Source organism: Rhodococcus sp. NPDC019647, from assembly GCF_044389235.1.
Lineage (GTDB): Bacteria > Actinomycetota > Actinomycetes > Mycobacteriales > Mycobacteriaceae > Rhodococcus_F > Rhodococcus_F oxybenzonivorans.
Genome location: NZ_JBIRXS010000003.1, coordinates 485,544 through 509,806, shown reverse-complemented (window position 1 = coordinate 509,806; position 24,263 = coordinate 485,544). Strand labels below are relative to the sequence as shown.

Below are 24,263 nucleotides of genomic sequence, written 5' to 3'. Positions count from 1 at the left end.
GGCGCAGTGGATCTGCACCGGGAGTGCGAAGTCAGAGCAGTCCGCCATCGAGAACCCGGGAGGCGAGACCGACGACGACGGGAATGATCCCGAGGCAGATGAAGGCAGGCAGGAAGCACAGACCCAGCGGACCGCTGATCAGCACACCGGCGCGTTCGGCCGAAGCCGCCGCCGAATCCTCGGCCTGGGAGCGACTTTCTGTAGCCAACTCGGTCATCGAGCCTGCCAACGACGATCCTGAGCTGGCCGAGCGTCGAGCCATTCGGGCAAGTGATTCAGTGGCCGGATCCGACGCCGCCGACTCCCATGCGGTGGCCGCGTCCGCTCCCAGGGACAGTAGATCCGCCGCTCGGCGCAACGACTCCGACAGCGGTGCTGGAGCCGTGAGCGACACCGCCTCGGCAGCGACCGCGACAGGGAGCCCCGAGCGTAGGCACGCGGCCAGCAGGTCGAAGGTGGCAGCGACGGCGAGCGGGTCCTCGCGCCGGTGTAGATCGTCGCCGTCGTTCTGCACGACCGGGCCACGCTCGCCTTGCAGGCGCGCCCGTGAAGGCCGGCGACCCGGAAGGATGAGAAGTGAGCCGGCCATCAGCGACAGCGTGATCCAGGTCATTGTGTTACCTGCGCGGTGATGCGATCGGTCCACAGCAGTCCCGCACACACCAAGCCCGTCCCCAGCACGGCCAGACCACCGCCCAGTCCGCCGCCGAGCAACACTTCGAGTGGCGCAGCACCCATCATGTGGCCGAGGCCGATGCCCAGGACCGGAAGAGCAGCCAGCACGCTCGCCGTTGCCCTCGCGCCCGCCAGCCCCGCCTCGGTGCGCCCACGAAATCGCCGTCGACCGAGCAGATCAGCGCGCGCCGCCTCGAGTAACTCGGCGAGCGCAAGACCGTGCTTCTCCGCGACGTCCCAGATGTCGGCGATGCGCGCCAGCTCCACTCCGACTCGGGAGTCGTTGATACGCAGTCCATCTGCTGCGGTACCCCCGAGACGCGCGCGTGCCGATGCGGATCGGAAGGCCACCGACACGACACCGGAACCCTCGTTTGCGGCCGTGTCACACGCCGTCGCAGGATGCGCACCGACGCGAAGTTCGGCAGTCACCACCTCGAGACTCGACAGGATTACGCGCAGGTCGGCATCTCTCGCCCGAGCCGCTCGCCGCCGCACATATCTGAAACGAACTGTGGCGCACGCAATCATCGCCGCGAGTACGACGGCGACACCGCCCAGTTCGTAGGAAACGGGAAGGACGAGGAGAGCAGCCGGAATTATGCCGGACACCCTGGCGCGCCTCCGCGGTGGCCGTCGCCCGACAACCGCGAGCAACCGAGTACGGGACAACGCCGAGGGCATCGCGAGGACAGCGCCGGCCAGCACCACGAGACTTGCGATCACGTCGCCACCACACGTTCGGCAGATTCTTCTCCGATGCGGCGGGCGCAGAGTTGCTGCAGGACCGCGGCGCCCGCATCCGACCCGGTGCCGAAAGTCCAAGCCGGGACGATGGAGACGTATCCCCGGTCGTCACTGGTGACCACACCGATCTGCATCAGCTTCCGAGTTCCATTCGAGGACCGATGCACGTGCAAGATCACTTGGACCGCAGCGGCCAGCTGACTGTGCAGGGCGCTGCGGTCCATTCCCCCCAGCGCGGCGAGGGCTTCGAGCCGGGCGGGCACTTCCTCGGGCGAGTTGGCATGGACGGTTCCCGCACCGCCGTCGTGGCCGGTATTGAGAGCCGTGAGAAGGTCGACGACCTCCGCGCCGCGCACCTCCCCCACAACTATTCGATCAGGACGCATGCGCAGGGACTGGCGCACCAGATCCCGGACGGTCACCTCGCCGACTCCTTCGACGTTGGCCGCCCGCGCCACCAGCCGGACCACGTGCGGATGTCTGGGCGCCAGCTCGGCGGCGTCTTCGACACAGATGATGCGTTCGGCCGGATCGACGGCGCCGAGCAGCGCGGCGAGCAGCGTGGTCTTTCCGGCGCCCGTGCCCCCGGTGACCAGAAAGGCGAGCCGCGCGCGCACCACTGTTCCGAGCAGCGCGTGGGCTTCTTCGGTGAGCGCACCGCCCGACAGCAGCGCGTCGAGGCCCTGAGTGGCCGGCCGCAGCACACGCAGCGACAGGCAGGTTCCACCGTGCGCCACGGGGGCGAGCACGGCGTGGAGCCGCACTCCGAACGAGCCATTGCCCACCCTGCGCAGGCGCCCGTCGACCCAGGGCTGCGCGTCGTCGAGCCGGCGACCGGCTGACAGGGCGAGGCGTTGAGCGAGTCTGCGTACCGCCGCCTCGTCGGCGAACCGTACGTCGGTGCGTTCGAGACCGCGACCCTGATCGACCCACACCTCGTCGGGAGCAGTGACGAGGACATCCGCGACGCCGGGACGCGTGAGCAGGGACTCGAGGGGACCGGCACCCGTCAGCTCGGTCATCAGCACGCGCAACGCACCGAGAAGATCCGTGTCACCCAGTACACCACCGGACTCGGTCCGGATGGCGGCAGCGACCGTTGCCGGGGTCGGCTCCCCCGAGGTGTGGGCGAGGCGTTCGCGGACCCGGTCGAGGAGGTCGGGCGTGACGAGGGAACTCACGCCGCCCACTCCCGTGAACGCGGCCTCTCGGCCGCCGTGTCGAGGATCGCCGATGCCGCGGCGATGAGCGCTGAGCGCCGGCCGGGTTTCAAGCCGCCGTGTTCGAGCATTGCGGTGAGGGAGCGCTCGGCGCGCATGGACGCGATCAGAGGGAGTTCGAGCACCTCCGCCACATCCGCGCCCCGCAGACCTCCCGGCGCCGGGCCGCGCACCACGACGCCCTGGTTCGGGTTTCGCTCGGCAATCCACTGCGCGACCTTGCCGGCAGCGATGCAGGCACGGACGGTCGCCGGCACGACGAGGACTACCAGATCCGCCAGTTCGAAGACCGTTTCGGTGACCGGTCCCGGAAATCTCGACGCGTCGCATACGACGAGATTCCCGGCGTACCGACTCGCCTCGATCACTGCGCGTGCCGCTGCCGGTGTGGGCCCCGAGCTTCCGTGGCCGCTGCGACTGCAGGACAGAACCCGTAAGTGCTCGCCGCGTGCGGGGAGCGCGTCTCGGAGTGCGTCGGACGAAATCCGTCCACCCTCGATCGACAGGCCCGACCACCTCAGGCCGGGGACGTCCTCGAGGCCGAGGAGCACGTCCAGACCCGACCCCCACGCGTCGGTGTCCACCAGCAGTGTCGTTTCCGCTTGCGCACCGGTGGCGGCACACAGGGCTACCGCCGTTGCCATGGTGGACGCACCGGCACCACCGCAGCCTCCGACGACAGCGACGACGCTGCCGTCCGCCTCCGGCTTTTGAGGCTGCTCACCGAGCACCGTGACCAGAGTGGCTTCGTCCTCAGGTACCGCGAGGACGTGCTCCGCACCGATCGCGGTCGCGATCCGCCATTCGTCGATCCCCGGCGTTCCGTCACACAGCAACACCACCCGACGTCGGCGAGGGAGGCGGTGACACGCGATGGCGGCCCGGGTGTCGAGTACGACGAGGGGAGCATTCCCCCAGGTGTGGTGCGCATCGGCGACCTCGGCTTCGTCGATCCTGCGGTCCGCCGCGGCGGCGACCCGCCGAATGCTGTGCAGCAGTGCAGGGTCTTCGATCAGAACCAGCACTTCGCCACCGATGTCCGTGTCCATGCAGTGAGCGTGCCCGGCACCGCATATGCGCGAAAGGGGCACAGAACGATCTGTGGACAACTTCGGCCCTGTGGATAGAAATAGGTACGTGCGTACCATTACGTATCGGAGAATCCTGGCCGCATCTGCCGCGAAATCCATACCTGCTGCAGACAGAGGACGACCCTCGCCAGGGGGGGAGGAGGCGAGGGTCGTCGGCGTTCAGCCCCGGGGGGTCGGGCTGAACATGTCCGAATCAAATCCGGACATCTTTGATAGTACACCTCCCCGGATGTGTATTTGCAAGTTCAACTGTCGAACGATTGTGCCGTGTCGCACGAATGTTTCGAGGCCACTCGCGGTGGCGTCCGGAACACAGCTTCCCTCCCGAACAGCGCATATCCTGGCAGCTGTGACCGTGAAGCCACAGATAAGTGCAAAGACAGGTCGACACACCGAGACGGGTCGAGTGGCCGCATTTTTCGACCTCGACAAAACGATCATCGCCAAATCGAGCACCCTCGCGTTCAGCAGGCCGTTCTTCGACCAAGGTCTCATCAACCGGCGGTCCGTCCTCAAGAGCAGCTACGCCCAGTTCCTGTTCCTTCTGTCCGGGGCCGACCACGATCAGATGGAGCGCATGCGTGCCTACCTGACGAGCATGTGCACGGGGTGGAATGTGGAACAGGTCCGGGCCGTCGTCGCCGAGACACTGCACGACATCGTCGACCCCCTCGTGTTCGCCGAGGCCGCCGACCTCATGGCGGATCACAAGCTGCGGGGCCACGACGTGGTCGTGGTGTCGGCGTCGGGCGAGGAGGTGGTGACACCGATCGCCGAAGCGTTGGGAGCTACCCGCAGCATCGCCACGCGCATGGCCGTGAAGGAAGGGCTCTACACGGGCGAGGTTGAGTTCTACTGCTACGGCGAAGGAAAAGTGGAAGCCATCGTCGAACTGGCCGAGAAGAACGGCTACAACCTGTCGTCCTGTTATGCCTATTCCGACTCCGTCACCGACCTTCCCATGTTGACGGCGGTGGGGCACCCGACCGCGGTCAATCCCGACCGTGCCCTACGAAAAGTAGCGTCCGGAAACGGTTGGCCCATACTGACTTTCTCCAATCCGGTGTCCCTCCGGGCGCGCCTCCAGTCCCCGTCGGCGACGACGGTCGCCACCACCGCAGCGGTCAGCATCGGCGCCCTCGTGGCTGGCGCATTCACCTACGGAGTAATGCGCCGCAGGCGCTGACGGGTGACAACACCCGACACGGCCACAAACCGAATTTGACACTTGCTGTGAGGTGGGTCACGGGGTACAAAGGAGTTACGGAAGAACGGAAGGCCAAGATCGACCCGGAAGAGAAGGATCGATCTCCCGACCGCGATTCCCGGCACGGGCACTAGGTACCCACGCGGAGCACAAGCCACTATAAGGGCAGAAGCGTTGTGGGCCTGCGAGACTCGCGTTTCATCGGCAAGGACCCTGCACCGGTTGCAGGGACGACCCGACGATCGTCGAACTCTCGCCGAGGCCACCCACACAACCCACCGAGCACGCTTGGTAACCGGTAGTCCGCGCTGACGGGCGGCGAAGTCGACGAGAGTCGGCAGCGCCGCCCGTTTCGTGTGGCGCTCGGGTCAGGTCGCTGCCGCCTCGGCGATGGACATCGCCTCCCGCGCACCTGCCTCCAGCGCCCCACAGCACAGGATCACCCAGCTGCCGACCCCCTCCGCGGCACCGGATGCGAAGGCGCCGATCCCGTTGCGGTACGCCTGCTGGCGGCGAAACCAGCTCACTTCCGGCACACCGAGGTTGTGGGGGTCGAGGCCGCTGGACACGCACACCAACCGTGATGCCGCTCGGGCGACGACACCGTCGCCGACACCGAAGGGCTTCAATGCCAACAGTTCGCCGTGCACTACCGCGGCAAGGACCGGCGCCGGCGCCGTTGTCTCTCCGGTGACGAGTTGCGCGAGACCATCCAACCGCTCGGCCACCCCGGCGGCCGGGCGGGGCCTGCCCAGCAGCTCCGGATCCTCCACGAGGTCTGCGGCGGCGAGGAGGTGAAGCCTCGCGAGCGCTTGCAGCGGAGCGCGCTGCCACGTCGACTGCAGTAGACCCAGCGCATCCCCGTCGAGCGCCTGACCGACACGCAGTGCACCCGACAGGATCGGATCCGCGACCTCGCCCGGCGCCGGCAGTTCCGTGCGTCCACCGTCGAGTGAGGCCGACGCGCGAGCAGCCCGGACGGCTGCCTCCGCCGCCGTGGTCGGCCAACCACGGCGGTTGGTCTTGTGGCGATGCACCTCCCCGAGCGCGTCGCGCGCACGGTCGGCGGCGTCGCGGACACCGGGAAGGTCGACGAGGGGTTGCAACGGGTCACTCACGTCTGAGAACGCTACCCGGCACCGAGTCGTCCTCAGGCGCCGAGCCGGATCGATCCACCCGGGATGGCCGCGAGCAGTTTCCGCGTATAGGCCGCCTTGGGCGAGCGAAACACCTCGTCGGTAGTGGCCTTCTCTACGATGGCGCCCGCCGACATGACCACGACGTCGTCAGCGATCTGCCGCACCACCGCCAGGTCGTGAGTGATGAACAGGTACGTCAACCCCAGTTCTGCCTGCAGGTCGTTGAGCAGGGTGAGGATCTGATCCTGTACCAGCACGTCCAGCGCCGACACCGCCTCGTCACACACCACCATCTCGGGTTGCAGCGCCAGCGCACGGGCGATCGCCACACGCTGGCGCTGCCCGCCGGAAAGCTCGTTCGGGAATCTCCGCATCACCGACGCAGGCAACGCGACCTTGTCCAGCAGGTCCCGCACCCGGGCCTCCCGCTCCTTGCGGGTACCCACCTTGTGCGTGCGCAGAGGTTCTTCGATGGTGCGGAAGATGGAGTACATCGGGTCGAGGGTGCCGTACGGATTCTGGAAGATGGGTTGTACGCGGCGCCGGAAAGCCAGCGTCTCCCTCCGGTCGAGCGTCGCGACATCCTTACCGTCGAAGACCACGTGTCCCGACGTCGGGGCCAACAGTCCGAGCACCATGTGCGCCACGGTCGACTTGCCCGACCCGGACTCACCGACGAGGGCGGTCGTCGTTCCCCGGCGGACCGCGAACGAGACGTCGTCGACGGCCTTGAACTCGGTGGATCTCCGTAAACCGTGACGGATGGTGAAGACTTTGTTCAGTCGGGTCACCACCACCACATCATCGGTGACCTCACCGAACTTGCCCTCGAGCGCACCGTGCTGCTCCGCCTCACCGACCACCTCGAGTGCCTGATCCCGGATGTCGGCCCGCGCGAGCGAAGAGCTGCGTCGCTGGGAGGCCAGCGAGGGCGCTGCGGTGACGAGTTTCTGCGTATAGGGGTGTTGCGGGCGCTGCAGGATCTCGAGGGCAGGCCCGGACTCCACGACGCGGCCCTTGCTCATCACGACGAGATGCTCCGCCCGCTCGGCCGCGAGACCGAGGTCGTGGGTGATGAGGAGTACTGCCGTCCCCAGCTCACTGGTGAGCCCGTCCAGGTGATCGAGTATCTGTCGCTGGACGGTGACGTCGAGGGCCGACGTCGGTTCGTCGGCGATGAGCAACTGCGGGCGGGCCGACAGTCCGATGGCGATGAGCGCCCGCTGGCGCATGCCACCCGAGAACTCGTGTGGATACTGCCCCAACCGGTCTTCGGCATCGGCGAGCCCGGCCTCTTCGAGGAGTTCGGCCGCGCGGATCCTCGCGGCCTTCCCCTGCGCGATCCCGTTGGCCGACAGTGCCTCCCGGATCTGGAAGCCCACCTTCCACACCGGATTGAGGTTGGACATCGGGTCCTGCGGAACGAGGCCGATCTTCTGTCCACGCAAGGCGACGAAGTCTCGCTCCGGGGCAGCGGCCAGGTCACGTCCTGCGAAGAGAATCCGGCCGCCGGTGACCTTCCCCGTACCGGGCAGCAGATCGATGACGGCGTGAGCGATCGTGGACTTTCCCGACCCCGACTCACCGACGATCGCCACCGTCTGCCCCGGATACACGGTAAGACTCACCCCGCGCACCGCCGGAACCGAACCCGAACGGGACGCGAAGGTGACCTCCAGGTCTCGGATATCGAGCAGCGGCGCCTCGTCGGCCGTAGCCATCGGTCCGGTGGTTTCATTCGGGGACATCACGCTCACCGCTTCCGCGCCCTGGGGTCGAGCGCATCCCGGAGAGCGTCGCCCATCATGATGAAGCCGAGCACCGTAATCGCCAGCGCGGCAGCCGGGTAGAACAAAATCGCCGACCCTTGACGGAGTGTCACCTGCGCAGTGCTGATATCTCCGCCCCACGAGATCTCGGAGGACGGGAGGCCGATACCCAGGAACGACAGCGTCGCCTCGGCCACGATGTAGACACCCAGCGAGATGGTCGCGATGACAATGATCGGCGCCAGGGAATTCGGCAGGATATGACGCAGCAGCGTCCGGAAGTTCGAGACGCCGAGCGCCCTCGACGCCATCACATAGTCGTTGTTCTTGGCCGAGAGGACCGCCCCGCGAGCGATTCTCGCCATTTGGGGCCAGCCGAAGAGGGCGAGTACGACGATCAGCGTCCAGATACTGCGATTCGCGAACAACTGCATGAGAACGATAGCAGCGAGAATGAGCGGGACACCGAAGAAGATGTCGGTTACCCGCGACAGCAACGAATCGGCCCAGCCTCCGTAATATCCGGCGAGGGAGCCGAATACGACGCCGACAAGTAAGACGATCGTGGTGACCCCCACGCCGACCAGCACCGACGCGCGGGCCCCGTAGATGGTGCGGGAATAGATGTCACATCCCTGCTTGTCGAAACCGAACCAGTGGCCGGAGGACGGGCCGCGCATGCTGAACGCAAGGTCGCAGAACCGTGGGTCGGTGCCGGTGAACAGGCTCGGGAAGGCGGCTACCGCGATGACGACGAGAATGATGACGGACGCCACCACGAACAAGGGACGTCGACGAAGATCGCGCCAGGCATCCGACCACACACTCGTGGGCGGCTGATCGAGGGACACGGTGTCGGTCTCCCCCGGCGGCGCGACCTCCTCGGGAGCGACGAAGTGTGATTGGCGAATCTTCCGGTCTCCGGTCCGGGGCGACTCGTCGTTGACCACTTTCTCAGACATAACGGATCCTCGGATCGAGTGCGGCGTACAGGAGATCGACGATCAGGTTGGCCAGCAGGTAGATGACGATCAAGACGGTGACGAACGAAACGACCGTGGGCGCCTCCCCCCGGGTGACCGCCTGGTAAATCGTGCCGCCGACTCCGTTGATGTTGAAGATGCCCTCGGTGACGATCGCCCCACCCATCAAGGTGGCGAGGTCGGCACCCAGGAAGGTCACGACAGGGATGAGCGAGTTCCGCAATACATGCACCTGCACGACTCTGCGCCGCGAAAGCCCCTTGGCGGTAGCTGTTCTCACGTAGTCGGCCGTCAGATTCTCGGCCACCGAGGTGCGGGTGAGCCGCAGCACGTACGCGAAAGACACCGACCCGAGCACGAAGGCCGGGAGCAGAAGATTGACGAAGCTGGTATTGCCCCCCACCGTCGGCGGCACCCATCCCCACTTCACCCCGATGAAGAACTGGGCAAGGAACCCGATGACGAAGATCGGGACCGCGATGATCACGAGGCTGACCAGCAACACGGTGCTGTCGAAGACGCCGCCCTTGTGCAGTCCCGCAAACAGCCCGAAGCCGATTCCGAAGAGCCCTTCGATGGCCAGTGCCATCAGAGACAGCTTGATGGTGATCGGAAATGCCTGCGCCAGAACCTCGCTGACCGGACGACCCGAGAAGGATGTGCCGAAGTCGAGAGTGAAGATGCCTTCGAGATAGAGGAAGTACTGCATCAGGAACGGTTGATCGAGGTGGTATCGGGCGCGGAGCTGGGCTGTGACGGCGGGACTCAGCGCCTTGTCGCCGGCGAGCGCGGCGATCGGGTCACCGGGCAGGAGAAACACCATCGCGTAGATCAGGAAGGTCGACCCGAGGAACACAGGAATCATCTGGAGCACACGGCGGCCGATGTACCAGAGCATCGGGTCCCATCCTCTCCGCAGGCCGGCGACGGCGGAAGCTCGCCCCACCCCGTCGGCGACTCCGGTGTCAGTTCTTCTCGATGTCCGAATACATCGGGATACCTTTCCAGTCGATCGTCACGTTCGACACGTTCTCCGACCAGCCGCTCGCGGCATTGCGGTACCACGTGGGAACAGCGGGAAGATCCCTCAGAAGAACTTCCTGCGCCTCGTCGAGCAGATCCTGAGCCTTACCCGGATCGACCTCGCCGGCCGATGCGCGCAGCAGCCGGTCGAACTCCGGATTGGAGTAGTCACCGTCGTTCGAGCTGCCGCCTGTCTGGTAGTTCTGCGCAAGGAAGCCGTACTGCTGGGGGTAGTCGCCCTGCCATCCCGAACGGAATGCGGACGGGATCGTGCGGTTGGTGGCCTCGGTCCGGATTTGAGCGAAGGTCGGGTATTCCTTGCCCTTCGCGTCGATGCCCAGCGTGTTGCGGATGCTGTTGGCCGTGGCATCCACCCATTCCCTGTGCCCGCCGTCGCCGTTGTACGCGATCTCGAAACTGCCGGTCCACGGCGCAATGGCGTCGGCCTGTGCCCACAGTCTTTTCGCAGCCTCGGGGTCGAACTTCAAATTGCCGTTACCGGCGAGCGAATCCGACCAACCCTCGATGGCCGGACTGGTGAAGTCGAGAGCCGGAGTACGGGTGTTGTTGTAGATCTGTTCCGTGATCTGGTCGCGGTTGATCGCCATCGAGATGGCCTGACGACGGAGGGTGCCTTCTTCACCACTGAAGTGCGGCAGACGCCCCGGAATGGTGAAGGTCTCGATGGTCGCGGATGGCTGGTTCACGGTGCGACCGGGCAGATCCGACTCGAAGGTGGTGACTGCGCTCGGCGGAACCTGGTCGAGAACATCGACGTTGCCGGCCAACAGATCGGTGTAGGCGGTGTCGAGGCTGTTGTACATGATGAAGTCGACACCGTCGTTCTTCGGCTTCCGATTCCCGTCGTAATCGGGGTTGGTGACGGTGTCGATCCGCACGTTGTGCTGCCAAGCACCGGGTCCGGCCAGCTTGTACGGCCCGTTTCCGACCGGGTTCTCGCCGAACGCTGCCATGTCCTCGAACGCCACCTGGGGCAGGGGGAAGTACGCGGCGAATCCGAGTCGATCGGGGAACGCCGACTCCGGTTGCTTCAGCTCGATCGTGAAGGTGGTGTCGTCCACCACCTTCAGTCCGGACATCGTCTGGGCCGTCGGGTTCTCGGCCGCCACCTCGTCGTAGCCCTGGATCGGGTCGAAGAAGGACGCCTGGAGCTGCGCATTGGTGGACAGCGCGCCGTAGTTCCATGCGTCGACGAACGACGATGCCGTGACGGGTGACCCGTCCGTGAAGGTCCAGCCGTCCTTCAGCGTCACAGTGAATGTCTTACCGTCCGTGGTGTCGATGGACTCGGCCACTTCGTTGGTAATTGCACCGTGGGCGTCGTAAGAGACGAGGCCGGCGAACAGGGCATCGATGACACGGCCGCCCTGGTTCTCACTCGTATTGGTGGGGATCAGAGGATTCTGCGGCTCACCCGCCCAAGCATTGACGATCCCGCTTCCTCCTCCGCCCGAGGATTCACCGGACGAGCAGGCGGACAGCATTCCCGCTGCAATGCCCACCGCCAGAACAGCAGTTGCCACGCGTGTCCTACGCACAACGGTCCTCCAGCCCCGGTGGAATGATGGGACGACGATAGTCACGTTACGGCTCCGCGGGGCCGGAGACGCAGAATCTCGTCGAAATGCCGTCTCGGCGAATCTTCGACCGGGACAGTTCGGCCGTTCGGCCGCCGAGGAATACCGTCCGGCGCGCCGAAAGGACCGATCGTCGCAGAACACGGGCATGCAACCTCGTGCAACGGTGCGCTCCCGAGCCCTTGTGACTACCCTCACACGTGCTAGAACTGCCGTTTTCGAGACTGGAAAGAAGGCCGGGCCACAATGACCAGTGCAGCACAGGCGAACGGATCGACGGAGAAATCCGCACAGCCGGATGCCGTCCCGCAGGTGTACCCGCCGAGCCCCGAGTTCACCGCGACCGCGAACGCCGGACCCGAACTCCAGGCCGAGGCAGATGCCGATCGCCTCGCATTCTGGGCGAAGCAGGCGCAGCGACTGCACTGGCACGCACCATTCACCGAGGTCCTCGACTGGTCGGATGCCCCCGTGGCGAAGTGGTTCGTCGGCGGCCGGCTCAACGTCGCATTCAACTGCGTCGACCGCCACGTCCTCGAAGGCAACGGCGACCGCGTCGCCATCCACTTCGAGGGCGAACCGGGCGATACCCGCGACCTCACCTACCACGACCTCCTCACCGAAGTGAGCAAGGCGGCCAACACCTTCAGCGACCTCGGACTGGTCCCCGGCGACCGCGTCGCCATCTACATGCCGATGATCCCCGAGGCCATCGTCACGATGCTCGCCTGTGCACGCTTGGGCCTGACCCATTCCGTCGTCTTCGCCGGTTTCTCCGCCAGCGCCCTGCGCTCCCGCATCGACGACGCCGAAGCCAAACTCGTCGTCACCGTCGACGGCCAGTGGCGCCGAGGCCAGGCGGCCCCCCTCAAACCCTCGGTCGACGACGCTCTGGCCGGCGCAGCCGATGATCCGACGGATGCTGGCGCCGAATCCGTCAGGAACGTGCTCGTCGTCAAACGCACCGGCATCGACGTCGACATGGCCGAGGGCCGGGACCTGTGGTGGCACGACACCGTCGAGAAAGCCTCCGACACCCACGAGCCGAAGCCGTTCGACTCCGAACATCCCCTGTTCATCCTCTACACCTCCGGCACCACCGGAAAGCCCAAAGGCATCATCCACACCTCCGGCGGCTACCTCACCCAGGCCTCCTACACCCACCACAACGTGTTCGACCACAAAGTCGGGCAGGACGTGTACTGGTGCACCGCCGACATCGGCTGGGTCACCGGGCACAGCTACATCGTCTACGGACCGCTGTCCAACGGCGTCACCCAGGTGGTCTACGAAGGCACCCCCAACTCCCCCGACGAGCACCGCCACTTCCAGATCATCGAAAAGTACGGTGTCAGCATCTACTACACCGCTCCCACCCTGGTGCGTACCTTCATGAAGTGGGGCCGGGAGATCCCCGACGCCCACGACCTGTCCTCGATCCGGCTCCTCGGCAGCGTCGGCGAACCCATCAACCCCGAGGCGTGGAAGTGGTTCCGTGAGGTGATCGGCGGAAACACGGCACCGATCGTCGACACCTGGTGGCAGACCGAGACCGGGGCGATCATGATCTCGCCGCTCCCCGGCATCACCGCCACCAAACCCGGATCCGCCATGGCACCGCTACCCGGCATCTCCGCCAAGATCGTCGACGACGACGCCAAGGAACTCGGCAACGGCGAATCCGGCTACCTGGTGCTCGACAAGCCGTGGCCGGCGATGCTGCGCGGTATCTGGGGCGACATGGACCGCTACCGCGACACCTACTGGTCCCGCTACCCCGATCAGGGCTGGTACTTCGCCGGTGACGGCGCCAAGTACGACGAAGACGGCGCCCTGTGGGTCCTCGGCCGCGTCGACGACGTCATGAACGTTTCCGGCCACCGCATCTCCACCTCCGAGGTCGAATCCGCCCTCGTCGGACACCACGGAGTCGCCGAAGCCGCCGTCGTCGGAGCCGCCGACGAGACCACCGGCCAGGGCATCGTCGCGTTCGTCATCCTCCGCGAAGGCGTCGAGAACACCGGCGACGACCTGATCGCCGAACTCAAAGCCGAGGTCGCGCGGGAAATCAGCCCCATCGCGAAGCCGCGGCAGATCACCGTCGTCCCGGAACTACCCAAGACCCGCTCCGGCAAGATCATGCGTCGCCTGCTCAAGGACATCGCCGAAGGTCGCGACCTCGGCGACACCTCCACCCTCGTCGACCCCAAGGTCTTCGACGCCATCCGCGGCAAGTAGGGCGCTTCGCGCCCCGTGCGCCTTTTTGGTAGCTCCCACTACCAGAAAGGCGCACGGGCGGCGGAGCCGCCTACACCCGGGCAGCCCACTGACCGCTAGCCTTCTCGTAGCGAATCTCGCAAACGCGGGAATCGGTGACGGCAGCACGGCCGACGCGATGAAGGTCGGGCTGCTCGTGACATCGTCGGCAGTTACTGTGACGACGGTGTCGGGCACACATGGCCAGAACGAAGACTCGGACGTGCAAGAGCTACCTGGAGGGGTCGACAAGTGAGCATCACTCACGGCAAGGGAGACAGCCCGCGTTACACGGGAGACGGGGTGCCGAACACGGTGTCGTCGATCCCGCTCACCGACGCGGACATTTCACCGTCCGGCGAGGTGACCCTCGGCACGCTGGTCAAGCACGCAACCGCGCAGGTGTCCACGCTCGTGCGCGCCGAGGTGGAGCTCGCGAAGGCCGAGGTGACCGGCGAGGTCAAGAAGGGTCTGCAGGGCAGTCTGTTCTTCATTCTCGCGTTCACCGTGCTGCTGTTCAGCTCGTTCTTCTTCTTCTTTTTCCTCGCCGAACTCCTCGACGTCTGGATTGCACGCTGGCTGGCCTTCCTCATCGTCTTCCTGATCATGGTCGTCGTCACGGCGATTCTGGGTCTGCTCGGCTATCTGCGGGTCCGCAAACTACGTGCACCGGAAAAGACGATCGATTCCCTCAAGCAGGCCAGATCCGTGCTCCCGACGTCGTACTCCGATGCGGAGGCCCACCTCGCGTCTCCCAGCGGACGACACGCACGATAGTTCCGTCCGGTGGCGCCACCCGATCCGTCAACCGTCCGTTTCGACGGCCCGTGGATTCACCGTGACATCCATGCCAACGGAATCCGTTTCCACACCGTCGAGGTCGGCGCATCCGCCCCGGATGCGCCGCTCGTCGTCCTGCTGCACGGATTCGCGGACTTCTGGTGGTCGTGGCGACATCAGCTGATCGCCTTGTCCGACGAGGGTGTCCGCGCCGTGGCCGTCGACCTCCGCGGTTACGGCGACTCCGACAAACCTCCCCGCGGCTATGACGGCTGGACCCTGGCCGGTGACATCGCGGGCCTGATCCGGGCGATGGGCTACAGCGAGGCCACGCTGGTGGGGCACGCCGACGGCGGCTTGGTCTGCTGGGCTACCGCGGTGCTCCACGCGCGTCTGGTGCGGTCGATCGCACTGATCAGCTCCCCACACCCGATCGCCCTGAAGCAGGCGGTTCTTCGCGACCGTCACCAACGCAAGGCCGTTCTGCCCCCGTTCGTGTCCTACCAGTTGCCGTGGCGGCCCGAACGGCGGCTCACGCGTGACGGTGGGGCCGAAGTCGAGCGTGTGATCGTCGAACGGTCGGGGCCGGCGTGGCCGAAGTCTCCGGAATTCGACCTCGTGATGTCCCGGATGCGATCGGCGATCCAGATTCCCGGCTCCGCGCACTGCACATTGGAATATCAGCGGTGGGCGTTCCGTAGCCAGTTCCGCCCGGACGGCCGCCGGTTCATGGCCTCGATGGATCAAACGCTGCGGATACCCGTACTCCACCTCCACGGTGACCTCGACCCCTACGTGCTCGCCGACACCGTGCGGCGCAGCCGTCGCTTCGCCCCCACACAGCAGCTCGACACGATTCCCGGTGTCGGGCACTACGCGCACTGGGAAGCGCCCGAGCGAGTGAACTCCGCCCTGCAGGGGCTGGTCTCGACGCGCCGCGTGTAGGGCTCGCTCAGAGGATGCAGCTTCCGGTGTCCACTGCGGCGGTCGCGCCGGACGCCGTCTCCAGCTGGCGCGACACCTCGGCGGCGGTGAGAACGAAGCCGGTGTCACTGTTGTCTACCGCGGCGCCGAAGACCACCCCGAGCACCATGCCCTCACCGTCGACGAGCGGTCCACCCGAGTTGCCCTGCCGGATGGACCCGCGCACCGTGTACACCTCGCGCTGAACCGTTCCGGCCCGGTAGATGTCAGGACCGCTGAGGTCGAGGATCTCGCGTATCCGCGCGGCACTGGCCGTGTAGGACCCGCCGCCCGGGTATCCGAGAACCAGCGCACTGTCACCTGTTCGTCCCGGCTCCGGCGCGAAGTTCAGCACGGGAGCGTCGAGACCCGGTACCTCGAGAACGGCCACGTCAGTCGACGGGTCGAACAGCACCACCTCGGCGTCCAGAGGTCCGTCTGCGGTGTCCACGACGATTCCCGCCGTGCCCGCCACGACGTGCGCGTTGGTCATCACCCGTTCCGGCGCGACCACGAAGCCGGATCCCTCGAGCGCACGCTGACAACTGGGCGCCACACCCCGGATACGGAGCACGCTGGACTGCAGGGAGGACGCCACCGGGCTCTCGAGAACACCGGCGTCGGGCGGATCGACCGTGGTGATCGGGGTGCGTCCGAACGGACCGATGACGTCCGGAAGGCCGGAGGTGTCGAGTAGCGCGGAGAACTCGGTGGGGAGTTGGCGCATCCACGCCGGTGCAAGGTTGTCGACGGTCTCGAGCACGCTCGAGCCGCGCACCGCGGCTGCGAGTTGCGGTTGAGACGAGGACGTCAGCGGGATGGCCAACAGCCACGCCGCCACGAATACCGCGACCGCCTGCACACAGGCACCGATGACGCTGTCGACGGAGCGCGCCGCCGGACTGTGCATACTGCCGCGGGCGGCTCGGCCCAGGACCATGCCCGCCACTTCCCCGATGATCACCAGCACCACGATCAACGCAATGCCGACGAGCACCCGGCCGCGTCCCTCGTCGACGTGCACCAGCACGTGCGGGGCGATGAGGATGCCTGCGACCGCACCGAGCAGCACACCGACGAAGGCGAGTACCGACGCCACCGCACCCTGCCTCCAACCGGAGCTGGCCGCTATGAGCGCGATCAACACGATCGCCAGATCGATCCAGCGCGACCCCGTCATCGCTCACCCACCCGATGTCCGTGCTTGTGAGGCAGATGGTCGTCGTCGATGTCGTTCTCCATTTCGGCCAGGACGGTGTCGAGGTCCCGGATGTCCCGGCGGTCCCACTCCTGTTCCCAGCCCGAGATCGCGAACAACGCCGCAAGGATGCCCGCCGTGAATCCCCACACCAGCATGCCGTCGGCCGAAAATGCCGGACCCTGGTAACCGGCGGGGTGGCGCACCTGGAACCGGTTCCGCGGGTCGATCAGGGTGTGCAGCGGAACCCGTGCCACCCGCGCCGCCTCCGCCGGATCGACGACTCCCACTGCGCTCGGCTTCTCCCAGTACGCAAGAACCGGGGTGACCTCGAAGCCGGACGGCGGGACGAAAATCTGTTCCAGAACGGCGAGCGGCTGCACCCCGGCCGGATCCAGCCCCGTCTCCTCCTGCGCCTCGCGCAGAGCTGTCGCGATGGGACCGTCGTCGCCGGGATCGCTGGCACCGCCCGGAAACGCGACTTGCCCACTGTGCTGACGCATGGTGGCCGCGCGCTGGGTGAGCAGGACGTCGGCGCCCGCGGGCAGTCCCCCGGACATCAGGGGGTCTGCCTCGGCAGGACCGCCGAACAACACGAGTACCGCAGCCTCGCGCGTGGCTGCCCCGCTGGGGGCACGCCGATTCAGGACCGGATTGATGCGATGCGGGTCGGCCGGTGTGCGCCGCACGACCTCACGCAACCAGGTCGGAACGGCTGCGCCGTCGACGGACGCGGTCATGCCGCAACCCCCAGGTTCTGCTCGACGGCGACGGCGATCTCCTCGACACTGCGGAATGGCTGCGGCAGGATTTTCGCCACGCTGCCGTCGGGCCGGATCAGCACGGACACAGGCAGGACCGCGGGCGCCCCCACCGCAGCGGCGACCCGCCCGTCAGCGTCCTGCACACCGGGCAAGGTGACGGAGTAGTCGACGAGCCGCGACAATGCGCTGGCCTGCTGGGGATCGGTGTGCACGGTAAGGACGGTAACGGCGTCACCGGCCCGATCGGAAAACTGCTGCATGTAGGGCAGCTCCTCCGCGCAGGGACCACACCAGTACGCCCACAGGTTCAATAGCGCAGGCCGGCCGGCGAGAGCGGATGCGAGATCGACCCCGCTGCCGTCACCCACGCATTCGAGCGTGATGCCGGCCAATACCGAGTCGGCAGCGGGCGCCGAGGAGGGTGCGGGACAGGGCTCGAGCGCCGCATCCGAACGCAGCGCGGAGAGGGCGCCCGGATCGGCGCCAACGGACATCGGCGTACTTCCGCCCGGACCGAAACGGTCCTCGTACGACGGCGCCTGCGCATCGTTCCCGCGCGGCCAGATCGCGACGACGAGAGCTGCAACAACGACGAGGGCGGCCACACTCCACCGCGCTGCACTAGACACTCGTATCGATCCTCACCGGCCGGCCAGACGAAGCAGATGCTCGGTCTCCGGTCCGCGCACCAGCTCGGCAGCGACGTCGGGGTCGACCGGGCCCAGACCGTACGACGGACAGTCCTTGGCCAGTACACACACGCCACATGCCGGCTTGCGGGCATGGCAGACGCGCCGACCGTGGAAAATCACCCGGTGGGACAGCAGAGTCCATTCCTTGCGTTCGATGATTGCCCCGACCGCGTGCTCGACCTTGACGGGATCCTCCTCGTCGGTCCATTGCCAGCGCCGGACCAGCCGACCGAAGTGAGTGTCGACGGTGATGCCCGGGACATCGAAGGCGTTGCCCAGAATCACGTTGGCGGTCTTGCGGCCGATACCGGGAAGCTTCACCAGTTCCTTCAGGGTGTTCGGAACCTCTCCGTCGTGATGCTCGAGCAGAGCCTGCCCGAGGCCGATCAGCGACGTCGCCTTGTTGCGGTAGAAACCGGTGGACCGGATGTACTCCTCGAGTTCCGTGCGGTCGGCTTCCGCATACGCCTTCGCGTCCGGGTAGCGGGCGAACAACGCCGGCGTCGTCATGTTGACCCGCACATCGGTGCACTGCGCGGAGAGGATGGTCGCGACCGCGAGTTCCAGTGGAGTGGTGAAGTCGAGCTCGCAATAGACGTGCGGGAAAGCCTCCGCGAGGCGGCGGTTCATCCTCCGGGCGCGTCGCACGAGGCCGAGCCGGGATTCCTCCTGATTCGCGGCCCGGGAACGGGCGCGTCCACGCGGACTGGAGCCGTCACTGGGGGTCACATGCACGGGTCCAACTCTACGGACATGGCCGCAATCCGAATCGCCGCTGTGTCGCATCTGAGACATTCGCAGTGTTTACTACCCGGTATGCAAGGTCTCGCTGTGGTCCTCTTCCCAGTGCTGCTGATGCTGTTTGCGCTGGCCATGGAACGTGTGGAGTTCCGGCTCCGCCGGCTCACCGTTCGGCAGCAAGAGGTGGAAGAGTTTCTCGACCAGGCAAGTCACGACGAAGTGGCCACCCTGGCACATGAGGGATTCCCGCATGCCCTTGCCCGCTTCCACCGGCGGCGCAGAGGGCACTCGCGGTTCGACAGCGACGACGCTGCGGTGACGGAAGTCGGCTCACGTCGCGCCAGCTGACCACCGGAGAATGTGTTTCGGAGCACATACGTACGGTCAACTTTTCCGACTTGCGTGGTATCGGTCACTCAGACCGAGCCGTCTCAACGTAGACTTCAGAGCCGTACCTGTTGCACAGCGACACGCCGCCGATGACCGGGGCGCCGTCGCCGTGCAGCAAATCGCGCACAATATGACTACAGACGAACGAATATTCCCAAGGAGCGCACGTGGACGACGTCCTGGCAAGAGCCGGCATCTTCCAAGGAGTCGAGCCCTCAGCAGTAGCGGCGCTGACGAAGCAGCTGCAGCCTGTCGACTTCCCCCGCGGACATGTCATCTTCAACGAAGGTGAGCCCGGTGACCGCCTGTACATCATCGTCTCGGGCAAGGTGAAGATCGGCCGCCGCTCACCGGACGGCCGCGAGAACCTGCTCACGATCATGGGGCCGTCGGACATGTTCGGCGAACTGTCCATCTTCGACCCCGGCCCGCGTACGTCCACCGCGACGACGGTGACCGAGGTTCGCGCCGTGAGCATGGATCGCGAAGCACTCAAGGCGTGGATCGACCATCGTCCCGAGATCGCCGAACAGCTCCTCCGGGTGCTCGCGCGCCGTCTGCGGCGCACCAACAACAACCTTGCCGACCTGATCTTCACGGACGTTCCCGGCCGTGTCGCCAAGGCCCTGCTACAGCTCGCTCAGCGGTTCGGCACGCAGGAAGCCGGTTCGCTGCGCGTCACGCACGACCTCACGCAGGAGGAGATCGCCCAGCTCGTCGGCGCCTCCCGCGAGACGGTCAACAAGGCGCTCGCGGACTTCGCACACCGCGGCTGGCTGCGTCTCGAAGGCAAGAGCGTGCTGATCTCCGACTCCGAGCGTCTGGCGCGTCGCGCCCGGTAGCTTTCACGCTCGACAACGCTTCGGCCACCCCTGCGATCGGGGGTGGCCGAAGCGTTTCTCAGTTGGGCGCCCGCAAGTAGGCGAGCTGCACGTTGACCGACTTCTCGGCCGCCGGCCACAGCTGCGGATCGACGTCCGAGTACACGTGCTCGACCACCTCCCTGGCCGTGGCTTCCTCGCCCAGGTCCGCGATCGCTGCCTGAACCTGAGCGAGACGCTCCTCACGATGATCGAGGTACTGCCGGGCGACGGTGTGCAAGTCGGGCAACTCGGGTCCGTGGCCGGGCATGACGCGGTGACCGGGCCCGAGGTCGAGTAGACGACGCAGCGAAGACAGATAGTCGCCGAGGTCGCCGTCCGAGTCGTCGAGGACTGTGGTGCCGCGCCCGAGGATCGTGTCCCCAGTGAGGACCGTGCCTTCGCCTTCGACCGTGAAGGACACCGAGTCACGGGTATGACCCGGTGTCGCGACAACCCTGATGGTGAGCCCGGCGACGTCGATGATCTCGCCGTCGACGAGCGGCTCCCCGCCTCCGCGGAGGAACTCGGGGTCGACCGAACGCACCGGGGCTCCGGTCAGTTCGAAGAAACGCTGCACCCCGCCGGTGTGATCGACGTGACGATGGGTGATCAACGTCACGGCGACGGGACCGAGGGCGGCGACCCGGGCGAGGTGCTCTTCGTCCTGATCGCCCGGATCCACCACCACGCACTCGTCCCGACCCGGTGCTCGCAGGATCCAGGTGTTCGTGCCGTCGAGCGTCATCATGCCGGGATTGTTCTCGAGCACGACCGAGACGATCGGGGTGACTGCACGGACCTGCCCGTAGGCGGGATGGGCAAGCGTCATCGCTTTACGCTTCCGTCCGCACTTCGGCGATGACTTCCACCTCGACGGGCGCACCGAGGGGCAGTTCCGCGACACCGACAGCGGACCGGGCGTGCGCGCCGGCCTCACCGAAGATCTCACCGAAGAACTCGGATGCGCCGTTCACGACGCCGGGCTGACCGGTGAATCCCTCGGCGGACGCGACGAAGCCGACGACCTTGATGATGCGCACCACGGAGTCGATGCCCACCAGCGCGTCGATTGCCGCCAGCGCATTGAGTGCACACGTGCGCGCTCCCGCTTTGGCGTCGTCGTCCGACACGTCGGCGCCGACCTTGCCCTTGGTGGTGAGCCTGCCGTCGACGATCGGCAGCTGTCCCGAGGTGTACACGTAGTTGCCGGTGCGCAGGGCCGGGACGTAGGCGGCGACCGGTGGCACGACGGGCGGCAGCGTCACGCCCAGCTCGGTCAGGCGGGCCGACCAGTTCTGTGTTTCCGTCACGCTCTCAGCCCTTCGGACGCTTCAGGTACGCAACGTGCTGCTCACCGGTGGGCCCGGGGAGAACCGTGACCAGTTCCCAGCCGTCGGTTCCCCACTGGTCGAGGATCTGCTTGGTGGCGTGTGTGAGCAGCGGAACGGTGGCGTACTCCCAGGAAGTCAATTCACTCATGCCGGTGAGCCTATCCCCCGCACATCCCGGCTCCCAGACTTATAGGCTCGACGCGTGGTTGCATCCCCAGAGCAGTTCACCCCGACATGGCCAGAGAAGGCGGCGCGAGCGCGGCTGCACTTCGTGTCCGGAAAAGGTGGCACCGGAAAGTCCACGGTCGCCGCCGCGTTGGCCCTCGCACTGGCGGAGGGCGGACGTCGTGTGCTGTTGGTCGAAGTCGAGGGCAGGCAGGGCATCGCCCAGCTCTTCGACGTGCCTCCACTGCCGCCGCAGGAGACGAAGGTCGCGGCGGCCGAAGGGGGCGGCGAGGTGATGGCGCTGGCCATCGACATCGAGACCGCCTTCCTCGAGTATCTCGAGATGTTCTACAACCTCGGCTTCGCGGGCAGGGCGATGCGCAGATTCGGTGCCATCGAATTCGCCACCACCATCGCGCCCGGACTTCGCGACGTGCTGCTGACGGGCAAGATCAAGGAATGCGTCGTGCGCACCGACAAGTCCGGACGGCGGGTCTACGACGCCGTGGTCGTCGACGCTCCCCCGACGGGTCGCATCAGCAATTTCCTCGACGTCACCAAGGCAATGGCTGACCTCGCGAAGGGCGGCCCGGTTCGCTCGCAGAGCGAAGGCGTGGTGCGGCTGCTTCATTCGGACGACACCGTGGTGCATCTGGTCGCGCTGCTCGAGGCACTGCCTGTGCAGGAGACGGCGGACGCGGCTGAAGAACTCGCCCGGGCCGATCTCCGCTTGGGAACCATCATCGTGAACCGGACGAGCCCGCAGTTCCTTCCGGACGAGACCTTGGCGGAGGTCGCGAAGGGACGCATCGACGCAGACGCCGTTCGTACGGGGCTGGAGAAGAGCGGAATCACGGTGACCGACGAGGACTTTGCCGGACTGCTGACCGAGACCATCGAGCACGCCTCGGTACTCGAAGCCCAGCAGGAGAGTGCCGGACAGCTCAGCGAAGTGGACGGGGCGCGGCTGCACCTTCCCTCCCTCGCCGACGGTGTGGACCTGGGCGGGTTGTACGAACTCGCGGAATTTCTGACGGAACAGGGTGTCCGATGACCCAGACGATGGAACACGAGCGGCGTCGAACCGCTCCCGCCCTCGACATGGCCGGCATTCTCGAGAGCCCGGCCACCCGGATCGTGGTGTGCTGCGGAGCCGGTGGGGTCGGCAAGACCACGACGGCTGCGTCGCTGGCGCTGCGGGCGGCGGAACGCGGAAGGAAGGTGGTCGTGCTGACCATCGATCCGGCCCGCAGGCTCGCCCAGGCTCTCGGGGTTCAAGAGCTCGACAACTCGCCGCAGCCGGTGCAGCTCGGACCCGGTGCCACGGGTGAACTCCACGCGATGATGCTCAACATGCGCCGCACGTTCGACGAGATGGTGATCGAGCATTCCACGCCGGAGAAGGCGCAGCAGATTCTCGCCAATCCCTTCTATCAGACCGTCGCCACCTCGTTCTCGGGAACGCAGGAGTACATGGCGATGGAGAAGCTGGGCCAGCTCGCGTCCAGCAAGGAGTGGGACCTCGTGGTGGTCGACACCCCGCCGTCCCGCAACGCGCTGGACTTCCTCGACGCCCCACAGCGTCTCGGCGCCTTCCTCGACGGTCGCATGATCCGGTTGCTGACCGCACCCGGACGCGGCCTCACCCGGCTGGTGACGGGAGCGATGGGCCTGGCGCTACGCGGTGTGTCCACTATCGTCGGTAGCCAGATGCTGTCCGACGCATCGAGTTTCGTGCAATCACTCGACTCCATGTTCGGCGGCTTCCGCGAAAGGGCAACGCGTACTTACGAGTTGCTCCGACAGCCCGGCACCAGTTTTCTGGTGATCGCAGCGGCCGAGCCGGATGCCCTGCGGGAGGCGGCGTTCTTCGTGGACCGGCTCGCGGGCGACGGCATGCCGCTCGCGGGCTTGGTCTTGAATCGGACGCATCCCACCCTCAGTTCCCTGCCCGCCGATCACGCGGCCACAGCCGCCGATCAACTGGGGGAACAGGATCCCCTCACCTCCGCTGTCCTGCGGATTCACGCCCACCGAGCAGTGATAGCGAAGCGAGAGGTACAACTGCTGAGCCGGTTCACGGCCGCCCACCCTCGGGTGCCGATCGTCGGCGTTCCCTCATTGCCGTTCGAGGTGTCGGATCTCGAGGCGCTGAGAGCGGTGGGTGATCAGCTCACCCGCAGGAGCTGATAGCTCCGCCGGAGAAACGGCTCACCCACCTAGCGAAACTCTTCCGTCAGCCCACCCGGAGTGGGAGGTCAGACGGCGGACTGGTGCTGCCGCTGCGCTTCGAAGAAGTCGGACCACGACTCGACCTCGGGATGCTGCTTGAGCAACGCCCGACGCTGACGTTCCGTCATGCCGCCCCACACCCCGAACTCGACCCGATTGTCGAGAGCGTCGGCTCCACACTGCATCAACACCGGGCAATGCCGGCAAATCGTCGCAGCCTTGCGCTGCGCTGCGCCACGTACAAAAAGTTGATCGGGATCGACTTCCCGGCAACGGGCCTGCGTAACCCAGGCGATTCGGGCTTCTGCTTGCTCGACGTCCAGACGGCTGGTTGGGGTGGTCATGTGCATTCGTTTCCCCTTTTCGAGTCTGCGCAGCCCAGCACTTATCACGGAAGAGCTGCACCACATTCGCAATAGAGTGTTACCTCCATCAC

Annotated in this window: 25 protein-coding genes and 1 pseudogene; 9 read left to right on the top strand and 17 right to left on the bottom strand. The window is 66.3% G+C overall.

Going from position 1 to position 24,263, the window contains the following annotated elements; translation table 11 throughout:
- Positions 1-31: 31 nt before the first annotated feature.
- Genes ACH49N_RS10010 through ssd form a run of 4 tightly spaced genes read right to left on the bottom strand, consistent with a single transcriptional unit; the run spans position 32 to position 3,691 of the window.
- Positions 32-613, bottom strand: a complete 582-nt coding sequence (locus ACH49N_RS10010; protein ID WP_358271457.1) for a type II secretion system F family protein — start codon at positions 611-613, stop codon at positions 32-34.
- Complete coding sequence (locus tag ACH49N_RS10005; protein ID WP_358271459.1) at positions 610-1,401, bottom strand: type II secretion system F family protein; 792 nt, start codon at positions 1,399-1,401, stop codon at positions 610-612. Before ACH49N_RS10005 ends, ACH49N_RS10010 begins: the two co-directional genes overlap by 4 nt.
- Complete coding sequence (locus ACH49N_RS10000; RefSeq protein WP_397504493.1) at positions 1,398-2,603, bottom strand: TadA family conjugal transfer-associated ATPase; 1,206 nt, start codon at positions 2,601-2,603, stop codon at positions 1,398-1,400. The genes ACH49N_RS10005 and ACH49N_RS10000 overlap by 4 nt, the downstream gene beginning before the upstream one ends.
- Entirely contained in the window at positions 2,600-3,691 is a 1,092-nt protein-coding gene (gene ssd, locus ACH49N_RS09995; RefSeq protein WP_358271463.1) for a septum site-determining protein Ssd, read from the bottom strand. Before ssd ends, ACH49N_RS10000 begins: the two co-directional genes overlap by 4 nt.
- Positions 3,692-4,082: 391 nt before the next feature.
- Between ssd and ACH49N_RS09990 the strand changes: the two genes are divergently transcribed.
- Positions 4,083-4,919, top strand: a complete 837-nt coding sequence (locus ACH49N_RS09990) for an HAD-IB family hydrolase (RefSeq protein ID WP_358271465.1) — start codon at positions 4,083-4,085, stop codon at positions 4,917-4,919.
- 389 nt (positions 4,920-5,308) lie between these two features.
- Here ACH49N_RS09990 and ACH49N_RS09985 read toward each other — a convergent pair whose 3' ends face one another.
- From ACH49N_RS09985 to ACH49N_RS09965, 5 genes are all read right to left on the bottom strand, one after another.
- Positions 5,309-6,058, bottom strand: a complete 750-nt coding sequence (locus ACH49N_RS09985) for an oxidoreductase (RefSeq protein ID WP_159918982.1) — start codon at positions 6,056-6,058, stop codon at positions 5,309-5,311.
- Positions 6,059-6,090: 32 nt separating this feature from the next.
- Positions 6,091-7,836 carry a dipeptide ABC transporter ATP-binding protein gene (locus ACH49N_RS09980; protein WP_397504492.1) on the bottom strand — a complete coding sequence of 582 codons (1,746 nt, stop codon included), beginning with the start codon at positions 7,834-7,836 and terminating at the stop codon, positions 6,091-6,093.
- On the bottom strand, positions 7,833-8,810 hold the full coding sequence (locus tag ACH49N_RS09975) for an ABC transporter permease (RefSeq protein ID WP_358271468.1): 978 nt from the start codon (positions 8,808-8,810) through the stop codon (positions 7,833-7,835). Before ACH49N_RS09975 ends, ACH49N_RS09980 begins: the two co-directional genes overlap by 4 nt.
- Entirely contained in the window at positions 8,803-9,729 is a 927-nt protein-coding gene (locus tag ACH49N_RS09970; protein WP_358271470.1) for an ABC transporter permease, read from the bottom strand. The genes ACH49N_RS09975 and ACH49N_RS09970 overlap by 8 nt, the downstream gene beginning before the upstream one ends.
- 67 nt (positions 9,730-9,796) lie before the next feature.
- A complete protein-coding gene (locus tag ACH49N_RS09965; RefSeq protein WP_358271472.1) occupies positions 9,797-11,413 on the bottom strand; it encodes an ABC transporter substrate-binding protein in 1,617 nt (538 codons plus the stop codon).
- A gap of 285 nt (positions 11,414-11,698) precedes the next feature.
- Between ACH49N_RS09965 and acs the strand changes: the two genes are divergently transcribed.
- From acs to ACH49N_RS09945, 4 genes and pseudogenes are all read left to right on the top strand, one after another.
- A complete protein-coding gene (gene acs / locus ACH49N_RS09960) occupies positions 11,699-13,690 on the top strand; it encodes an acetate--CoA ligase (RefSeq protein ID WP_358271474.1) in 1,992 nt (663 codons plus the stop codon).
- Between the two features lie 91 nt (positions 13,691-13,781).
- Positions 13,782-13,964 (top strand): annotated as a pseudogene (gene nhaA / locus ACH49N_RS09955) (Na(+)/H(+) antiporter NhaA); the annotation flags it as partial.
- A complete protein-coding gene (locus tag ACH49N_RS09950) occupies positions 13,961-14,485 on the top strand; it encodes a phage holin family protein (RefSeq protein WP_109326364.1) in 525 nt (174 codons plus the stop codon). The pseudogene nhaA and the gene ACH49N_RS09950, both read left to right, overlap by 4 nt.
- A gap of 9 nt (positions 14,486-14,494) precedes the next feature.
- Entirely contained in the window at positions 14,495-15,433 is a 939-nt protein-coding gene (locus ACH49N_RS09945; protein WP_358271475.1) for an alpha/beta hydrolase, read from the top strand.
- A gap of 7 nt (positions 15,434-15,440) precedes the next feature.
- On the opposite strand, the gene ACH49N_RS09940 is transcribed toward ACH49N_RS09945, so the two are convergent.
- From ACH49N_RS09940 to nth, 4 genes are read right to left on the bottom strand one after another with little or no spacing between them, the layout of a single operon-like run.
- Positions 15,441-16,631, bottom strand: coding sequence for a MarP family serine protease (locus ACH49N_RS09940; RefSeq protein ID WP_159918975.1), 1,191 nt, complete (start codon positions 16,629-16,631; stop codon positions 15,441-15,443).
- Complete coding sequence (locus tag ACH49N_RS09935; protein ID WP_159918974.1) at positions 16,628-17,389, bottom strand: CoA pyrophosphatase; 762 nt, start codon at positions 17,387-17,389, stop codon at positions 16,628-16,630. Before ACH49N_RS09935 ends, ACH49N_RS09940 begins: the two co-directional genes overlap by 4 nt.
- Complete coding sequence (locus ACH49N_RS09930; protein WP_358271477.1) at positions 17,386-18,042, bottom strand: TlpA disulfide reductase family protein; 657 nt, start codon at positions 18,040-18,042, stop codon at positions 17,386-17,388. The genes ACH49N_RS09935 and ACH49N_RS09930 overlap by 4 nt, the downstream gene beginning before the upstream one ends.
- A gap of 12 nt (positions 18,043-18,054) precedes the next feature.
- Entirely contained in the window at positions 18,055-18,840 is a 786-nt protein-coding gene (gene nth, locus ACH49N_RS09925; RefSeq protein ID WP_358271479.1) for an endonuclease III, read from the bottom strand.
- An 81-nt stretch (positions 18,841-18,921) separates the two neighbouring features.
- On the opposite strand from nth, the gene ACH49N_RS09920 reads away from it, so the two are divergent.
- Positions 18,922-19,194, top strand: a complete 273-nt coding sequence (locus ACH49N_RS09920; protein ID WP_109334827.1) for a hypothetical protein — start codon at positions 18,922-18,924, stop codon at positions 19,192-19,194.
- Positions 19,195-19,403: 209 nt separating this feature from the next.
- On the top strand, positions 19,404-20,078 hold the full coding sequence (locus ACH49N_RS09915; protein ID WP_005256089.1) for a Crp/Fnr family transcriptional regulator: 675 nt from the start codon (positions 19,404-19,406) through the stop codon (positions 20,076-20,078).
- A 58-nt stretch (positions 20,079-20,136) separates the two neighbouring features.
- On the opposite strand, the gene ACH49N_RS09910 is transcribed toward ACH49N_RS09915, so the two are convergent.
- From ACH49N_RS09910 to ACH49N_RS09900, 3 genes are read right to left on the bottom strand one after another with little or no spacing between them, the layout of a single operon-like run.
- Complete coding sequence (locus tag ACH49N_RS09910) at positions 20,137-20,928, bottom strand: MBL fold metallo-hydrolase (protein WP_358271481.1); 792 nt, start codon at positions 20,926-20,928, stop codon at positions 20,137-20,139.
- Between the two features lie 4 nt (positions 20,929-20,932).
- Positions 20,933-21,409 (bottom strand): RidA family protein, encoded by a 477-nt coding sequence (locus ACH49N_RS09905; RefSeq protein ID WP_358271482.1) that lies wholly within the window; start codon positions 21,407-21,409, stop codon positions 20,933-20,935.
- A 4-nt stretch (positions 21,410-21,413) separates the two neighbouring features.
- Complete coding sequence (locus tag ACH49N_RS09900; protein WP_005248493.1) at positions 21,414-21,578, bottom strand: DUF4177 domain-containing protein; 165 nt, start codon at positions 21,576-21,578, stop codon at positions 21,414-21,416.
- A gap of 54 nt (positions 21,579-21,632) precedes the next feature.
- Here ACH49N_RS09900 and ACH49N_RS09895 point away from each other — a divergent pair, with 54 nt between their 5' ends.
- Positions 21,633-22,649 (top strand): ArsA-related P-loop ATPase, encoded by a 1,017-nt coding sequence (locus ACH49N_RS09895; protein ID WP_358271484.1) that lies wholly within the window; start codon positions 21,633-21,635, stop codon positions 22,647-22,649.
- A complete protein-coding gene (locus tag ACH49N_RS09890; protein ID WP_358271486.1) occupies positions 22,646-23,785 on the top strand; it encodes an ArsA family ATPase in 1,140 nt (379 codons plus the stop codon). Before ACH49N_RS09895 ends, ACH49N_RS09890 begins: the two co-directional genes overlap by 4 nt.
- 68 nt (positions 23,786-23,853) lie before the next feature.
- Here the strand turns inward: ACH49N_RS09890 and ACH49N_RS09885 are convergent, their stop codons facing one another.
- Entirely contained in the window at positions 23,854-24,177 is a 324-nt protein-coding gene (locus ACH49N_RS09885) for a WhiB family transcriptional regulator (RefSeq protein WP_005248496.1), read from the bottom strand.
- Positions 24,178-24,263: the final 86 nt, after the last annotated feature.

Bases quoted from the DNA above. Each gene is read 5' to 3' on its own strand.
- ACH49N_RS10010 (WP_358271457.1), bottom strand. From the start codon at position 613: ATGACCTGGATCACGCTGTCGCTGATGGCCGGCTCACTTCTCATCCTT.
- ssd (WP_358271463.1), bottom strand. From the start codon at position 3,691: ATGGACACGGACATCGGTGGCGAAGTGCTGGTTCTGATCGAAGACCCT.
- ACH49N_RS09975 (WP_358271468.1), bottom strand. From the start codon at position 8,810: ATGTCTGAGAAAGTGGTCAACGACGAGTCGCCCCGGACCGGAGACCGG.
- ACH49N_RS09970 (WP_358271470.1), bottom strand. From the start codon at position 9,729: ATGCTCTGGTACATCGGCCGCCGTGTGCTCCAGATGATTCCTGTGTTC.
- acs (WP_358271474.1), top strand. From the start codon at position 11,699: ATGACCAGTGCAGCACAGGCGAACGGATCGACGGAGAAATCCGCACAG.
- ACH49N_RS09940 (WP_159918975.1), bottom strand. From the start codon at position 16,631: ATGACGGGGTCGCGCTGGATCGATCTGGCGATCGTGTTGATCGCGCTC.
- ACH49N_RS09935 (WP_159918974.1), bottom strand. From the start codon at position 17,389: ATGACCGCGTCCGTCGACGGCGCAGCCGTTCCGACCTGGTTGCGTGAG.
- ACH49N_RS09920 (WP_109334827.1), top strand. From the start codon at position 18,922: ATGCAAGGTCTCGCTGTGGTCCTCTTCCCAGTGCTGCTGATGCTGTTT.
- ACH49N_RS09910 (WP_358271481.1), bottom strand. From the start codon at position 20,928: ATGACGCTTGCCCATCCCGCCTACGGGCAGGTCCGTGCAGTCACCCCG.
- ACH49N_RS09900 (WP_005248493.1), bottom strand. From the start codon at position 21,578: ATGAGTGAATTGACTTCCTGGGAGTACGCCACCGTTCCGCTGCTCACA.
- ACH49N_RS09890 (WP_358271486.1), top strand. From the start codon at position 22,646: ATGACCCAGACGATGGAACACGAGCGGCGTCGAACCGCTCCCGCCCTC.
- ACH49N_RS09885 (WP_005248496.1), bottom strand. From the start codon at position 24,177: ATGCACATGACCACCCCAACCAGCCGTCTGGACGTCGAGCAAGCAGAA.